15 protein-coding genes are annotated in these 14695 nt (G+C 70.1%); 10 read left to right on the top strand and 5 right to left on the bottom strand.

Annotated features, from left to right (window positions below; all coding sequences use genetic code 11):
• Nucleotides 1–90: 90 nt before the first annotated feature.
• The 5 genes from JAV51_RS03900 (at nucleotide 91) to JAV51_RS03880 (ending at nucleotide 6557) form a co-directional block, all read left to right on the top strand.
• Nucleotides 91–1857: a DEAD/DEAH box helicase gene (locus tag JAV51_RS03900; RefSeq protein WP_197319215.1), complete on the top strand. Its 1767-nt coding sequence runs from the start codon at nucleotides 91–93 to the stop codon at nucleotides 1855–1857.
• A 136-nt stretch (nucleotides 1858–1993) separates the two neighbouring features.
• Nucleotides 1994–3115, top strand: coding sequence for a sugar ABC transporter substrate-binding protein (locus JAV51_RS03895; protein WP_197319214.1), 1122 nt, complete (start codon nucleotides 1994–1996; stop codon nucleotides 3113–3115).
• On the top strand, nucleotides 3112–3918 hold the full coding sequence (locus tag JAV51_RS03890) for an ATP-binding cassette domain-containing protein (protein ID WP_374058969.1): 807 nt from the start codon (nucleotides 3112–3114) through the stop codon (nucleotides 3916–3918). Before JAV51_RS03895 ends, JAV51_RS03890 begins: the two co-directional genes overlap by 4 nt.
• A 25-nt stretch (nucleotides 3919–3943) precedes the next feature.
• Nucleotides 3944–5362 (top strand): sugar ABC transporter permease, encoded by a 1419-nt coding sequence (locus tag JAV51_RS03885; protein WP_197319212.1) that lies wholly within the window; start codon nucleotides 3944–3946, stop codon nucleotides 5360–5362.
• A 25-nt stretch (nucleotides 5363–5387) separates the two neighbouring features.
• Nucleotides 5388–6557 carry an ROK family transcriptional regulator gene (locus JAV51_RS03880; protein WP_197319211.1) on the top strand — a complete coding sequence of 390 codons (1170 nt, stop codon included), beginning with the start codon at nucleotides 5388–5390 and terminating at the stop codon, nucleotides 6555–6557.
• Nucleotides 6558–6635: 78 nt separating this feature from the next.
• On the opposite strand, the gene JAV51_RS03875 is transcribed toward JAV51_RS03880, so the two are convergent.
• Complete coding sequence (locus tag JAV51_RS03875; protein WP_005457621.1) at nucleotides 6636–6815, bottom strand: hypothetical protein; 180 nt, start codon at nucleotides 6813–6815, stop codon at nucleotides 6636–6638.
• A 338-nt stretch (nucleotides 6816–7153) separates the two neighbouring features.
• On the opposite strand from JAV51_RS03875, the gene JAV51_RS03870 reads away from it, so the two are divergent.
• Complete coding sequence (locus JAV51_RS03870; RefSeq protein ID WP_197319210.1) at nucleotides 7154–8005, top strand: DMT family transporter; 852 nt, start codon at nucleotides 7154–7156, stop codon at nucleotides 8003–8005.
• Between the two features lie 16 nt (nucleotides 8006–8021).
• On the opposite strand, the gene JAV51_RS03865 is transcribed toward JAV51_RS03870, so the two are convergent.
• Together JAV51_RS03865 and ppgK are read right to left on the bottom strand one after the other, a co-directional pair.
• Entirely contained in the window at nucleotides 8022–9401 is a 1380-nt protein-coding gene (locus JAV51_RS03865) for an RNA polymerase sigma factor (RefSeq protein WP_374058968.1), read from the bottom strand.
• Between the two features lie 235 nt (nucleotides 9402–9636).
• Complete coding sequence (gene ppgK, locus JAV51_RS03860) at nucleotides 9637–10398, bottom strand: polyphosphate--glucose phosphotransferase (protein ID WP_197319208.1); 762 nt, start codon at nucleotides 10396–10398, stop codon at nucleotides 9637–9639.
• Between the two features lie 74 nt (nucleotides 10399–10472).
• On the opposite strand from ppgK, the gene JAV51_RS03855 reads away from it, so the two are divergent.
• On the top strand, nucleotides 10473–11297 hold the full coding sequence (locus JAV51_RS03855) for an inositol monophosphatase family protein (RefSeq protein WP_197319207.1): 825 nt from the start codon (nucleotides 10473–10475) through the stop codon (nucleotides 11295–11297).
• Nucleotides 11298–11352: 55 nt separating this feature from the next.
• Here the strand turns inward: JAV51_RS03855 and cei are convergent, their stop codons facing one another.
• Complete coding sequence (gene cei, locus JAV51_RS03850; RefSeq protein WP_197319206.1) at nucleotides 11353–12054, bottom strand: envelope integrity protein Cei; 702 nt, start codon at nucleotides 12052–12054, stop codon at nucleotides 11353–11355.
• A 445-nt stretch (nucleotides 12055–12499) separates the two neighbouring features.
• Between cei and JAV51_RS03845 the strand changes: the two genes are divergently transcribed.
• Nucleotides 12500–12808 carry a DUF4193 domain-containing protein gene (locus tag JAV51_RS03845; RefSeq protein WP_005439440.1) on the top strand — a complete coding sequence of 103 codons (309 nt, stop codon included), beginning with the start codon at nucleotides 12500–12502 and terminating at the stop codon, nucleotides 12806–12808.
• A 193-nt stretch (nucleotides 12809–13001) separates the two neighbouring features.
• Here JAV51_RS03845 and JAV51_RS03840 read toward each other — a convergent pair whose 3' ends face one another.
• Nucleotides 13002–13505, bottom strand: a complete 504-nt coding sequence (locus tag JAV51_RS03840; RefSeq protein ID WP_307845726.1) for a DUF3093 domain-containing protein — start codon at nucleotides 13503–13505, stop codon at nucleotides 13002–13004.
• A gap of 25 nt (nucleotides 13506–13530) precedes the next feature.
• Between JAV51_RS03840 and dut the strand changes: the two genes are divergently transcribed.
• Complete coding sequence (gene dut / locus JAV51_RS03835) at nucleotides 13531–13995, top strand: dUTP diphosphatase (protein WP_197319204.1); 465 nt, start codon at nucleotides 13531–13533, stop codon at nucleotides 13993–13995.
• Entirely contained in the window at nucleotides 13996–14688 is a 693-nt protein-coding gene (locus JAV51_RS03830; protein WP_197319203.1) for a DUF3710 domain-containing protein, read from the top strand.
• Nucleotides 14689–14695: the final 7 nt, after the last annotated feature.

Genomic DNA, 14695 nt, shown 5'->3' with positions numbered 1-14695 from the left:
CCTCACCGACCCCGGCACGGCCGCCGGCCGCGAACCGGACGTCTTCGTGAGGGTTTTCGCATGTCCCTGTGTCGAGGAGTTGGAGCGTCGGTGTCGGAGACCGCACAGGCTCACCAGGGCGCGCAGATCGCCGCCCCGGAGCCCGCGCACGACGCGACGGCCCGCCCCCTGCGTGCGTGGCAGCGTCGGGCGCTCACGAAGTACCTGACCCGCAAACCGAAGGACTTCCTGGCCGTGGCGACGCCCGGCGCGGGCAAGACCGTGTTCGGGCTGCGGGTGGCTGCCGAGCTGCTGTCCGACCGCACGGTCGAGGCGATCACGATCGTCACGCCCACCGAGCACCTGAAGCACCAGTGGGCGGAGTCGGCGGCGCGCGCGGGGATCGCCATCGACTCGAACTTCCGCAACGGCACGGGCGTGACGTCGTCGGACTACCAGGGCGTCGCGGTCACGTACGCGCAGGTGGCGGCCCATCCGACGCTGCACAGGGTGCGCACCGAGAACCGCAAGACACTGGTGATCCTCGACGAGATCCACCACGCCGGCGACGCCAAGTCGTGGGGCGACGCCGTGTTCGAGGCGTTCACCCCGGCCACCCGCAGGCTTGCCCTGACGGGAACGCCGTTCCGCAGCGACGACTCGCCGATCCCGTTCGTCACCTACGAGCCGGACGCCGACGGCGCGTTGCGCAGCAAGGCGGACCACTCGTACAACTACGCCGACGCGCTCGCCGACAAGGTCGTGCGCCCGGTGGTGTTCCTGGCCTACTCGGGCGAGGCGTCGTGGCGCACCAGCGCGGGCGACGAGTTCACCGCCCGGCTCGGTGAACCGCTGACGGCGGAGCAGACGGCCCGTGCGTGGCGCACGGCCCTCGACCCGGCGGGCGAGTGGATGCCCGCGGTGCTTCAGGCCGCCGACACCCGGTTGTCGCAGTTGCGGGCGGGAGGGATGCCCGACGCCGGTGGCCTGGTGATCGCCACCGACCAGGAGACGGCGCGCGCCTACGCCAAGCTGCTCACGGGCATCGCGGGTGAGCCGCCCGTGGTGGTGTTGTCCGACGACCCCAAGGCGACGAAGCGCATCGCCGAGTACTCCGAGTCGAACGACCGCTGGCTCGTGGCCGTGCGCATGGTGTCGGAGGGCGTCGACGTTCCGAGGCTGGCCGTCGGCGTGTACGCGACAAGCGCCTCCACGCCGCTGTTCTTCGCCCAGGCCATCGGGCGGTTCGTGCGGTCCCGCCAGCCGGGGGAGACGGCGAGTGTGTTCCTCCCCAGCGTCCCGGTGCTGCTCGAGCTGGCGAGCGAGCTGGAGGCCGAGCGTGACCACGTGCTCGGCAAGCCGCACCGCGAGAAGGACGGCTGGGACGACGAACTGCTCGTCGCGGCCAACCGTACCGACGACGAGCGGGGCGAGGAGGAGAAGTCCTTCACCTCGCTCGGAGCGCAGGCCGAGCTCGACCAGGTGATCTACGACGGCAACTCGTTCGGCACGGCCGTCTTCGCCGGGAGCGAGGAGGAACAGGAGTACCTGGGGCTGCCCGGCCTGTTGGACGCCGACCAGGTTCGGGCGCTGCTGCGGAAGCGGCAGGAGGAGCAGCTCGCCGATGCGTCCCGGCGCAAGCCCAAGGCCGAGAAGGAACAGCCGCCCGCGCCCACGCCGCGCCCGACGTCGGTGAACGAGCGGCTCAAGGCGTTGCGCAAGGAGCTCAACACCCTGGTGGGCCTCTACCACCACCGGACACGCAAGCCGCACGGCGCGATCCACAACGAGCTGCGACGCATCTGTGGTGGCCCCCCGACCGCGATGGCCACGGTCGAGCAGTTGGAGGAGCGGATCGCCACGTTGCGGTCCTGGTAGGCGCCGGATCGACGTCCCCGACCGCGTCACGGTTCCGTTGCGCCGTTCGAGTCTGAATCGATACAGATATTCCCTTTCCCGTGGTCACGCGCATATGTTGTCGCGCACAACATTCCTCACCGGGGAAGGTGTGACGATGCAACGACGCTTCCGAACCCGTGTCTGGATCGCGGGTGCCGCCCTGCTCCTGACGGCGTGTGGGGCCAACGCCGGTGGTGGTGCTGCCGGGGACGACTCCGGTGGTCGGTCCGGGGACGCGCCGCTGGGCAAGGTGGGCGTGATCCTGCCCGAGACGGCCTCGTCCGCGCGCTGGGAGGGCTTCGACAAGCCGATGCTGGAGGAGGCGTTGCGCGCCGAGGGCTTCGACCCGGACGTCCAGAACGCACAGGGCGACGTGCAGAAGTTCACGACGCTCGCTGACGGCATGATCGCCCAGAACGTGAAGGTGCTGATCATCTCCTCGATCAACAGCGAGGTGGGCGGCGCCGTGGCGGCCAAGGCGAAGGCCGCGGGCATCCCCACGATCGACTACGACCGGCTCAACCTGGGCGGAAGCTCCGAGTACTACGTGTCGTTCGACAACGTCCGCGTCGGCGAACTGCAGGGCGAGGGACTGGTCGACGCGCTGGAGGACCAGGACGGTGCCGAGATCATCGAGATCGAGGGCGCGCCCACCGACCACAACGCCACGCTCTTCCACGAGGGACAGCGCAACGTCCTGCAACCCCGCTACGACAGCGGGGAGTTCGAACTGGTGCGCAGCCAGCCCATCGAACAGTGGAACAACCAGGAGGGCGGCCGGATCTTCGAGCAGATCCTCACCTCCAACGGCGGTGAGGTCGACGGTGTGGTCGCCGCGAACGACGGGCTCGCCAGCGCCGTGATCACCGTGCTGAAGAAGTACGGCCTCAACGGTTCCGTTCCGGTCACCGGGCAGGATGCCACGGCCGAGGGACTGCGCGCGATCCTGCGCGGTGACCAGTACATGACCGTGTTCAAGCCGATCAAGGAGGAAGCCGAGGCGACCGCCAAGCTCGCCGCGGCACTCGCGAAGGGCGACACGGCCGCGGCCGGTGAGATCGCCTCCGACGTCAGCGAGGACCCCCAGGGTGAGCGCGAGGTGGCGTCGGTGTTGCTGGAGCCGTACCTGATCACGAAGGACGAGGTGAAGCGCGTCGTCGACGAGGGTTACGTCTCCGCCGACGAGATCTGCCCGCAGGACCTCGCCGACGTGTGTGCCGACCTCGGAATCCGGTGAGCGGCGTGACCGACACCCTGACCCCGAACGGCACCGACGCCGTACTCGAACTGCGCGGCGTCAACAAGAGCTTCGGACCCGTGCACGTGCTCCACGACGTGGACTTCGCCGTGCGTGCGGGCGAGGTGACGGCCCTGGTCGGTGACAACGGCGCGGGCAAGTCCACGCTGGTCAAGAGCATCGCCGGGATCCACCCCATCGACTCGGGCAGCATCCGGTACCGCGGGCGTGAGGTGACGATCCGGGGACCGAAGGACGCCGCCGCGCTCGGCATCGAGGTCGTGTACCAGGACCTGGCGCTGGCCGACAACCTCGACATCGTGCAGAACATGTTCCTCGGCCGGGAACGCGGGAGCGCCTGGTTGCTCGACGAGGCCGAGATGGAGGAGGCGGCGCGCCGCACGTTGGCGTCGTTGTCGGTGCGCACGGTGAAGTCGGTGCGGACCCCGGTCTCGGAGCTCTCCGGCGGTCAGCGGCAGACCGTGGCCATCGCCAAGTCGGTGCTGTGGGAGAGCTCGGTGGTGCTGCTCGACGAACCCACGGCCGCGCTCGGCGTGGCGCAGACGAGACAGGTGCTCGACTTGGTGCGCCGCCTCGCGGAGCAGGGCCTCGGCGTGGTGCTGATCAGCCACAACATGGCCGACGTCTTCGAGGTGTCCGACCGGATCGCGGTGCTCTACCTCGGGCGCATGGTGGCGGAGGTGCGCGCCAAGGACGTCACCCACGCGCAGGTCGTCGAACTGATCACCGCGGGTCGCTCCGGAGACCTGGGACTCGCCAGGCCCGAGAAAGCCGCCCTCTGACCCGGACTTCGCGGGAAGGACCGACATGACTCAGACACCGACCGCGCATCCCAGCGCGGCGATCTCCGACTTCGGTATCGACACCACCGCGATGTCGACGTCCGAGGTGATGCGTGACTACGTCGCGCGGCTGCGGGCCGGACGACTCGGATCCGTGCCCGCCCTGCTCGGCCTCGTGGCGCTCGTCGTGGTGTTCGCCGCTCTGTCCGATGTGTTCCTGTCACTCAACAATCTGGCGAACGTGCTCACGCAGGGAGCCGGACAGACCATCATCGCGATGGGCATCGTGTTCGTCCTGCTCGTCGGCGAGATCGACCTGTCGGCGGGCACCGCCTCGGGTGTCACGGCGGCGGTGTTCGCGATGCACTTCGTCCGGAACGGCAACCTGCTCGGCGGCATGGGAACCGGCGTCTTCGTCACGTTCAACGTCGTGCTCGCGGTCGCGGCGTTGCTCGCGCTCCTGCTGCGGATCTGGGCGGGCGCGGCAGTATCGGTGCTCGGCATCGTGCTGGCACTGGCCGGGTTCCCGGCCAACCCGTGGGTGGAGATCCTGCTCGCCCTCTGCGTGGGCACCGCGATCGGGTGCATCACCGGGTTCCTCGTGGCCCGAATCGGGATGCCGTCGTTCGTGGTGACACTCGCGCTGTTCCTCACCTGGCAGGGCGTGATCCTGCAGTTCATCGGCGAGGGCGGGGTCCTGGGCATCTCCACGTCACCGGTGCTCCACGCGGTGGCCAACGGCAATCTGTCCGTCCTGTGGAGCTGGGTGCTCTTCGTGGTGGCGGTCGGCGGCTTCGCGGCGGTCACCGTGGGCGGACACCTGCGGCGGCTGCGGCGTGGTCTGGTGACTCAACCGACCACCGTGGTCGCGCTCAAGGTGGGTGGGCTCGCCGTCCTCGGAGCGGTGGCGACCGTGCTGCTCACCGTCGACCGGTCGCCGAACCCGGGCGTCGAGATCCGCGGGGTGCCGTACGTGGTTCCGATCGTGCTCGCCCTGCTGGCGCTCGGAACCTACGTGTTGAACCGCACCCGCTACGGCAGGCACATCTACGCCGTGGGCGGCAACCGGGAGGCCGCGCGGAGGGCGGGCATCGACGTCACCAAGGTGCGGGCGAGCGTGTTCGTCGTCTGCTCGTCCGTCGCCGCGCTGGGCGCCGTCGTCTACTCGTCCAAGGTGGGTTCGGTCGACGCGCAGGCGGGTGGGTTGAACACTCTGCTGTTCGCGGTCGGTGCCGCCGTGATCGGGGGGACGTCGCTGTTCGGCGGTCGCGGTCGGGTCTCCGACGCCGTCATCGGCGGCACCGTACTGGCCGTGGTGTCCAACGGCCTCGGACTCCTGGAGCAGTCCGCCGCCGTCGTCTCGATCGTGACCGGGCTCGTCCTGCTGCTCGCGGCGACCGTCGACGCGGTCTCGCGCCGACGGGCGGCCGGCGCGGCCCGGTGAGGCGGGCGATGCGACGATTGCGCCCGTGACCAGCACGCCCGTGGCCCGACCCGACGAGGTGAGGCGGTACAACCGCACGAGTCTGTTGCGCCTGCTCCACCTCGACGGGCCGAGCACCAGGGCCCAGCTCGCGAACGAACTCGGCCTGAACCGCAGCACGATCAAGGCTCTCGTCGACGGCCTCGCCGCGTCGGGTGTGGTGGCGGAACGCGTGCCGCGCCCGGGGCGGCAGGCCGGGCGACCGTCGTTGCTGGTGTTGCCCAGGGCCGAGGCTGCGGTCGTGCTGGCGGTCGACATCCAGGTCGAGCACGTCGCCCTGGCCCTGGTCGGGCTCGGTGGCGAGATCCTCGGCCGCGACAGCTGGAAGCTCCACGACCGCACCCGGGCGCCGGGCGAGGTGCTCACCCGCATCGTCGACTCCACCGAGCCACTCGCTGCGGAGGTGGGAGTACGGCCGGTGGCGTGCGGCGTCTCGATCCCCGGGGTCGTGCGCCGCCTCGACGGCCACGTCCACGAGGCCCCGAACCTGCGGTGGAGCGACGTGGCGTTGGGGGAGCGGCTCGGGGCGGCGCTGGGCATTTGGGCCGTCGTGGGCAACGACGCCGAACTCGGGGCGCTCGCCGAACACCTGCGGGGAACGGCCAAGGGCGCCGACGACGTGGTTTTCGTGTCCGCCGACATCGGTGTGGGTGGTGGGGTCATCGCCCAGGGGGCCGCGCTGCGCGGCACCACCGGCTACGTCGGCGAGTTGGGGCACATGGCGGTGCGCCCGCAGGGCCGCGACTGCTACTGCGGCAGCCGGGGCTGCTGGGAGACCGAGGTCGGGGAGGCCGCGTTCTGTCGGGCGCTGGGCCTGCCGGAGGACAGTCCGCGCGGCACCGTGATGGTGGAGCTGCGCGACCTCGCCGCCGATCCGGCCGCGGCCCGCCGGAGGCTCGGTGAGCTGACGGAGTGGCTCACGCTCGGTCTCGTCAACGTGGTGAACGTGCTGGGGCCCGAACTCGTCGTGCTCGGCGATCTGTTCACCGGGCTGCCTGACCCGGTCCTCGACGACGTGCGGCGTGAACTACGGGCCCGCAGCATGGTCAGCCGCGCGATCGGCGGCGTTCGGGTGGAGCGCTCGGCACTCGGCCGCGACGCGAAACTCCTCGGCGCGGCCGAGGTCGCCTTCGAACAGATCATGGACACCGTGTGACGGTCCGCGGCTGCCCGGGCACAGGAAAGGGCGGGAACCCCTTCCGGGATTCCCGCCCTTCTGCTCGACGGCGTCTGGTCAGCGCTGGATGTCGGCGTCCAGTTCCTTCAGCTTGGCCTCGTACTCACGGCCGTGGTGGCCACAGAACAACAACTCTCCGCCGTTCGGGAGAACGGCGCGCATCTGCGCGGCTGCTCCACAACGGTCACAACGGTCCGCAGCGGTCAGTTCGGGGCGGGTGAGCGTCGTCGTTGTCATTGGAGTCTCCCTCCGTCCCGGCATCGCCGTCCGATGCCTTCGTTCAGCCACCACCACCGTCCTCCGACTCACCGCCTGATCGCGGTGGTGCGCTGCCTCCACTCTTGCAGACGTTTCGGCTCGTGCAAGTGTTCCCAGGGGCCGTGGGACCCGTGTCACGCCGGATTAGCTCGAATGTCGCAGCGGTGTCGGGGACCGGTGAAACAGCCTCGACACCACCCCGCCGACCACGCGTTTCGGGTGGTCAGGCAGCATATGGCCGCGTGGCGAGTCATTCCGTTCGGGCAGCGTTGAACGCCCTTCCCGCACCGGTCTTGTTCGTTCTCAGCGGAATCTCCATGTACGTCGGAGCCGCGCTCGCCGTCTGGGTCTTCGAGGTGGCCACCCCGGCCGGAGTCGCCTGGCTGCGGTGTCTCGGGGCGGCCCTGATCCTGGTGCTGTGGCGCCGCCCGGGGCGGCAGGCGTGGCGGGGCAAGGCGCTGCTGCTGGCGGGCACCTTCGGGGTCGTCACGGCCGGGATGAACGTGTTGTTCTACGAGGCGATCGCGCGCCTGCCGCTGGGCACCGCGGTGGCGATCGAGTTCGTCGGTCCCGTGGTCGTCGCGGCACTCGGCTCCCGCGGCGCGAGGGACGTCGCCGCGCTCGCGGGCGTCACGCTGGGAGTCGCCCTCATCGCCGACGTGCAGTGGGCGGGCAGTCCGAGCGGCGTCGTGTTCGCCCTCGGCGCCGCAGCGGCGTGGGCGGGCTACATCGTGCTGGGCAGTCGGGTGGCGCTCACGGGCAGTGGTGTCGACGGGCTGGCGGTGGGTTTCGTCGTCGCCACGGTCGTGCTCTCACCGCTCGCGCTCGGCACCACGGCCGTCTGGGGCGAGCCCGACCTGCTCGCCTTCGCGATCGGCGTCGGCCTGCTGTCGACCGTCGTGCCGTACGCACTGGACCAGGTGGTGCTCCGGCGCGTGGGACAGGCCCGGTTCGCCCTCCTGCTCGCCCTGCTGCCGGTGACGGCCGCCGTCATCGGCTTCGTCGTGCTGGGGCAGGTGCCCACGCTGGTCGAGGCGCTCGGCATCCTGGCCGTGGTGGCGGGTGTGGCGCTGCGTTCGGGTGCGACCCGGGATCGGCGGTCCCCGCGCATGAGTCGGGGCCGGGACGACCGCCGGGCGTCTGGCGATCGTCCCGGCCCCGAATCGTGACCGGAGAGTGTGTTCGTCAGTCCAGGTAGTCGCGCAGCACCTGCGACCGCGACGGGTGACGGAGCTTCGACATCGTCTTCGACTCGATCTGCCGGATGCGCTCCCGCGTCACGCCGTAGACCTGACCGATCTCGTCCAGGGTGCGCGGCTGCCCGTCGGTGAGGCCGAACCGCAGGCGCACCACACCGGCCTCACGCTCGGAGAGCGTCTGCAGCACCGACTGGAGCTGGTCCTGCAGGAGCGTGAACGACACGGCGTCGACGGCCACGACGGCCTCGCTGTCCTCGATGAAGTCGCCGAGCTGCGAGTCGCCCTCGTCGCCGATCGTCTGGTCGAGCGAGATCGGCTCCCGCGCGTACTGCTGGATCTCGAGGACCTTCTCCGGGGAGATGTCCATCTCCTTGGCGAGTTCCTCGGGGGTGGGCTCGCGGCCCAGGTCCTGCAGCAGTTCACGCTGGATACGGCCGAGCTTGTTGATGACCTCGACCATGTGCACCGGGATACGGATGGTGCGCGCCTGGTCGGCCATGGCTCGCGTGATGGCCTGGCGAATCCACCACGTGGCGTAGGTGGAGAACTTGAAGCCCTTGGTGTAGTCGAACTTCTCGACCGCGCGGATGAGACCCAGGTTGCCTTCCTGGATCAGGTCGAGGAACGCCATGCCGCGGCCGGTGTAGCGCTTGGCCAGCGACACGACCAGTCGGAGGTTGGCCTCCAGCAGGTGGCTCTTGGCGCGCTCACCGTCGCGCACGATCCACTTCAGGTCGCGGCGCATCTGCGTGGAGAGCTTCTCGCCCTCCTCCTCGACGATGCGGAGCCGCTCGGCGGCGTAGAGGCCGGCCTCGATGCGCTTGGCGAGTTCGACCTCCTCCTCCGCGTTGAGCAGCGCGACCTTGCCGATCTGCTTGAGGTAGGCGCGGACGGAGTCGGCCGAGGCCGTCAGCTCGGCGTCCTTGCGGGCCTGCCGCAGCGCCTCCGACTCCTCCTCGTCCCAGACGAAGTCCGGGTCGTTGCGCCCGTTGCCGGAGTCGTCGGACTCCTCGGTGTCCTCGGTCACCGTCGCGTCGACGACGTCGACCTCGACCGCGTCGACGTCGAGGTCCGACAGATCGACGTCCTCGAGCTCGGCGCCGTCGGCGTCCGCGGCGGACGTCTTGGCCTTGCCCTTGGTGGACTTCGCCCGCGTCGTCTTCGCCTTGCCCTTGGTGGTGGTGCCCTTGGCGGTGGTCTTGCGGGACTTCGCGGGCGCCTTCTTCGCTGCCGTCTTGCGACCCGTCGACTTCGTTTCCGGCGTGGCCGTCCCGTCGACGGGTGCCGACTTGTCGTCGGCGGTCGTCGGTTCGGCGGCGCTCGTTGTCTTCGTCCCGCTTCGGGTTGCGGTCTTTGCGGCTGCCACGTACGCCCTTTCGCAGCGGTCGGTCACGACGAACCGAGACGTGAGGGTCCCGGCTGCCTCAGGTTCGGGGAACTTCGACCCGGCCTGCGGTTTTGTCTCCCGCAGCCGAGAGCCGTGTTCCATTGTAACGACGGCGACGGTCGTCGTCGCACCCGCGATCACGTTGCCGGAGGCGGCGTCGCGCACCGCAGGGGGGCCGAAAGCGCGGTTCCGGCGGTGCGCGACGAAGCCGGACTCAGTGTTCGAGACCCTCCGCCGCGGCGGCCGCCGCACCCACGATCCCCGCGTTGTTCAGCAACGATGCGGTGATGACGGGCGTCCGGATGTCCAGCAGCGGCACCCACCGGTGCGACTTCTTGCTCACCCCGCCGCCGACGATGAACAGGTCCGGCCAGATCAGGTTCTCCAACACGGTCAGGTAACGATTGACACGCTTGGCCCATTCGGGGTACGAGAGGCCCTCGTTGTCCTTGGCGGAGGCCGCCGCCTTCTTCTCGGCGTCGTGACCGTCGACCTCGATGTGACCGAACTCGGTGTTCGGCATCAGCGCGCCGTTCTGGAAGAGAGCGCTGCCGATTCCCGTCCCGAAGGTCAGCAGCGCGACCACGCCCTTGCGCGCGGCGGGGTCCCCGAAGCGCATCTCGGCCATGCCCGCCGCGTCGGCGTCGTTGAGCAGCGACACGTCGGCGACGTTCCGGCCGAGGCGTTCGGCGAACAACGCGGAGGCGTCCCTGCCGATCCAGCTCGGGTCGATGTTGGCGGCCGTCTGGGCGGCGCCCTTCTTGATGACGGCGGGGAGCGTGATGCCGACGGGGCCGTCCCAGCCGAAGTGAGTCACGATCCGGGCGACGACGTCCGCGACTGCGTCGGGCGTCGACGGCTTGGGCGTGTCGATGCGCAGCCGGTCGCCGATGAGCTCGCCCTTGTCAAGGTCGACGAGGGCGCCCTTGATGCCGCTGCCGCCGATGTCGATGCCGAACCCACGGTTCGCCGTCATGGGCGAGGTCCCTTCCTTTTCGATTCAGAAAGTCGTTGGGCGAGACTCTAACGGGATGTGATCCCATAGGCGGCGTGGGAGCACAGGATTCCGATCCGGAGACGTTGACGACCGTCGCGGAGCAGGTGGCGGCCGATGCCGCCGCCTTGGTGCGCGACGCGTACGAGGCCATGCAGGCGGGCGAACGAGTCGCCGTCGACACGAAGTCGAGCGCGACCGACGTCGTGACGGCGGTGGACACCGCCTCCGAACGACTGATCCGCCGGCGGCTCGCGCACCTGCGTCCCGGCGACGCGGTGCTCGGCGAGGAGGAGGGCACCGACGCCGGGAGCGGGTCGGGCGTCACGTGGGTCGTCGACCCGATCGACGGGACGGTGAACTTCCTGTACGGGCTGCCCTGGTTCGCCGTCTCCGTGGCCGCGCAGGTCGACGGGGTGTCGGTGGCCGGAGCCGTGGTGGAGCCCGTCTCAGGGCGTCGCTGGACCGCGACGCGGGGTCGGGGTGCCTGGCTCGACGGACGGGCGCTGCGTGTGTCGGCACCGGTGTCGCTGGACGTGACGTTGGTGGCCACCGGGTTCGCCTACGACCCCGAGCGGCGCGCGCGTCAGGCGCGGTTCGCGGCGCAGCTCCTCGGCCGGGTTCGGGACGTGCGGAGGCAGGGGTCCGCGGCCCTCGACCTGTGCGCGGTCGGTGCCGGGTGGGTCGACGCGTACACCGAGCACGGGCTGAGCCCGTGGGATTGGGCGGCGGGAGCGCTCGTGGCCGCCGAGGCGGGCGCGGTGGTGGCGCTGCCTGGCGAGGCACCCGATCTCGGTGCCGACGCCGTGCTGGCCGCCTCACCGGCCATCGCGACGTCGTTGCGGACCGTGCTGGCGGAGTGCGGCGCGAGCGAGGTCTGACGGCACGGGCGGCGGACGCGGTCCGGTCCGGCCGCCGCCCGCGGTCCACGTGAACTCAGCAGTGCTTCGGCAGCGTCTGGGTGAGCAGTTCCTCGTCGATGATCGGGCCGTCCTGCTCGACCGACTGCTCGTCGGTCTCGGTGTGCGCGTTCTCCGCCGACCACGACTTGAGCTGGTCGAGGATCTGCACGGCGACCCCGGACGGGCGCACGTCGTGGAACTTGGTGCCGATGGCGAGGTCCACCGACGGGTCCTCGCGGTTGTCCTTGATGAGTTCCAGGCACGGGTCGAGCAGGTGCACGGTGCGCGCCGCGCGTTCCCCGGCCGCCCCGAACCGGATCTGCCCGTGGCACTCGGCGACGGTGTCGCCCGTGTACACCTCGTCGTTGTCGGGCTCGGTGACGCGGGTGAAACCGAGTTGCCGCAACGCTTCCGTCGCGATCGACGCCTCGCCGCGGGTGTTGCTGGCGTTGAGCACCGTGACCTCCACACGCGACGGCGGGATCGGTGACGTGGTCACCAACGCGTCGTGGGGGAGCGGGGTGAACGTCGTGTCCGCGGGCGGCCTCGGTCGTGGTTCGCAGGAGATCGCCTCCGCGATGTCGCCTGACGAGCTGATCACGTTGACCCACACGATCATGGCCGTCACACCGAGCACGCCGATGAAGATGAGTGCAGGCAAGGGCTTGCGCTTCCGATACGGGCGAACCGTCCGCTGCCTGCCGCCTCTGGGGTGACCCCCTGTCCCCGCCGCCACCTACCCGTCCCTTCACACGAGAAGTGAGTCCCCTGAGGTGCGTCCACGCGTCCGTCGCCTTCGACGCACGAAGGCACGACGACGCGGCGCTCCCGACCGCCTCTGGATAGCATCACGGCGGTGGGCGCCCGGGCAAGCGAGCGGCGACCGGTGTAGCCGCCGGTGCCACCGCACAACCCGAACGATGGAAGTACTGCTCCACGGGGTATTAACCCTGTCGGGTGACGTATCTTAGGGCTTGGGTGACCAGCTTCGAGTCGGGGTAGGCGGTGGGCTACCCTTCCCGGGCTCCGGTCGGTGACGGCGAGGCAGAGAAAGAGATCTCACTCACGCCGGAATCGGGCACAAACACGGGCGCTGGATCGTTGACCAGCGGCACGAAGAACTCGGCGCAGTGCCGAGTCCGCGAACACGTATCGAAGCTGATCGCAGGGGTGAAAGAGAAATGGCGACCGACTACGACGCTCCGCGCCGCAGCGAAGCCGACGAGCTGGCGGAAGACTCGTTGGAGGAGCTGAAGGCGAGGCGCAACGAGACCCAGTCCGGCGTCGTGGACGTCGACGAGGACGTGTCGGCGGAGAACTTCGAACTCCCCGGTGCCGACCTCTCTGGGTTGTCGAGTGAGGACGTGACGGTGAAGGTCGTGCCCAAGCAGGCCGACGAGTTCACCTGTTCCGTCTGCTTCCTGGTCCACCACCGCAGCCGACTCGCCGAGGAGTCCGGCGGGCGGCTGATCTGCCGCGACTGCGCGTGAGCCGGGTCTGACACAGGCGGACATCCACGCGCTGGCCCGAGCCGGCAGACGGGGTTCTGCCGGCCGTCGCGGCAGCGCGGCGCTGCGGACTCGGTCGGCGGCGTGGGTCGGGAGGGGATGGACGTACGACGAGCGGGTGGTTCGAAAGTCCTTTCGAACCACCCGTTTTCTGTGTCCGCAGCGTCCGGAGTGCTCAGTCGCCGCGAGACGTCGCGTCGGCTCCGGTCAGCAACGCCGCCACGGTCTCCGGGTGCCGGGTGCTGAAGATCCAGTACGGCGTGGGGTCGTTCGGGTCGTCGAGGTGCACCCGCACCATCGTGCGGATCCAGGGCTTGTGGACACAGAACGCCGCCGGGTCGAGGTCGGGTCCGAGGGCCCGTCGCTTGTCCTGTTTGCCGATGACGTCGACCGAACGCACGAACCGCAGCGGCAGGTGCGCGGCGCCGACCCACAGCCGGGGCTCGGCGCCGCCCTCCACGACGACACGTCGTCGGCTCAGCGCGACCAGCGCGGCGACGGCGAGCGGAACGAGCAGCACGTACGGCGACCACGGCGGCAGCGCGGGGTAGGCGTACTGGATCTGCGCTGCGAGGAGGACGGCCGCCGCCAGCGGCAGCAACCAGTCCCACCAGGGGACGGTGAGCCGCTCCGCATGCCGAAGATCGACTTTTGTCCGCGTGTTCGCGCTCTCGGTCACCCGGGTCAGGGTAGTCTCGCGAGTCGTGTCCAGCGTGCAGGTCCTCATCTCCCGACTCGATCCCGACGTCGCCCTCCCGTCCTACGCCCATCCCGGCGATGCGGGCGCGGATCTGGTGACGACGTCGGATGTGCACATCGCCCCTGGTGAGCGGGTCGTGGTGGGCACGGGTGTCGCCATCGCGCTGCCCGAGGGTTACGCCGGTTTCGTGCACCCCCGTTCCGGGCTCGCGGCCAGGACGGGGCTGTCGATCGTCAACGCGCCCGGGACCGTCGACGCCGGGTACCGGGGCGAGATCAAGGTGTGTCTCGTGAATCTCGACCCACGGGAGACGATCGTGCTGCGGCGAGGCGACCGCATCGCGCAGCTTGTGGTACAGCGGGTGGAACGCGCCGACTTCGTCGAGGTCGAGCAACTGGACGAGACGGTACGGGGAGCGGGCGGGTACGGCTCGACAGGCGGTCACGCCGCGCTCGGAACGGAGAGTTGAGTGGGCATTTTCGGACGACGTAAGCGCAAGCAGGAGGCGCAGGACCACGTCGACGTGGAGCGGCCGGGTTCCGACGCCGAGGACACCTCGGTGGAACTCGACGCGGACGACGCCGAGGACGCCTCGGGCCGGGAAGGGCCGTACGACGTCACGGAGGCGCCCGACGACGGCGTCCCGCGCATGGACCTGGGCTCCATCCGCGTTCCGGTGCCGAACGGCTCGCAGGTGCAGGTCGAGATGGACCAGAGCACCGGCACGGTGCGCGCGGTCCACGTCGTCACGGCGGCGGGCCAGGTCACCATCAGCGCCTACGCCGCGCCCCGGTCAGGCGGGCTGTGGCGCGAGGTCAGCGGTGAGCTGGCCGAGCAGCTCCGCTCCGACGGTGCCAAGGTCACGCTGGGCCGTGGCGAGTGGGGCATGGAGATCTCGGCCATCGTGGGCGAGGTCGCGTTGCGCTTCATCGGTGTCGACGGTCCGCGCTGGATGCTCCGCGGGGTGATCGCGGGTCCGCAGTCCGAGGCGGCGGGAGCCCCCGACGTGCTGCGCACGATCATGCGCGGGACCATCGTCGACCGGGGCCAGGCCCCGATGCCCGTGCGGACGCCGCTGCAGATCACTCTGCCCGAGGCCATCGCCGCCCACATCAAGGGTAGGCAGGCCGCTCCCCAGCAGGCGCCGCAGACGCAACGGTAGGGAAGCG

The sequence above is a fragment of the Saccharomonospora sp. NB11 genome, from assembly GCF_015910535.1.
Classification (GTDB): domain Bacteria; phylum Actinomycetota; class Actinomycetes; order Mycobacteriales; family Pseudonocardiaceae; genus Saccharomonospora.
The sequence above is the reverse complement of the archived record's forward strand: the minus strand, read 5'-3'. Positions and strand labels throughout refer to the sequence as shown.

Excerpts from the sequence above, each read along its gene's own strand:
- JAV51_RS03885 (WP_197319212.1), top strand. The coding sequence starts at position 3,944 with ATGACTCAGACACCGACCGCGCATCCCAGCGCGGCGATCTCCGACTTC.
- JAV51_RS03875 (WP_005457621.1), bottom strand. The coding sequence starts at position 6,815 with ATGACAACGACGACGCTCACCCGCCCCGAACTGACCGCTGCGGACCGT.
- JAV51_RS03895 (WP_197319214.1), top strand. The coding sequence starts at position 1,994 with ATGCAACGACGCTTCCGAACCCGTGTCTGGATCGCGGGTGCCGCCCTG.
- JAV51_RS03845 (WP_005439440.1), top strand. The coding sequence starts at position 12,500 with ATGGCGACCGACTACGACGCTCCGCGCCGCAGCGAAGCCGACGAGCTG.
- ppgK (WP_197319208.1), bottom strand. The coding sequence starts at position 10,398 with ATGACGGCGAACCGTGGGTTCGGCATCGACATCGGCGGCAGCGGCATC.
- JAV51_RS03870 (WP_197319210.1), top strand. The coding sequence starts at position 7,154 with ATGTACGTCGGAGCCGCGCTCGCCGTCTGGGTCTTCGAGGTGGCCACC.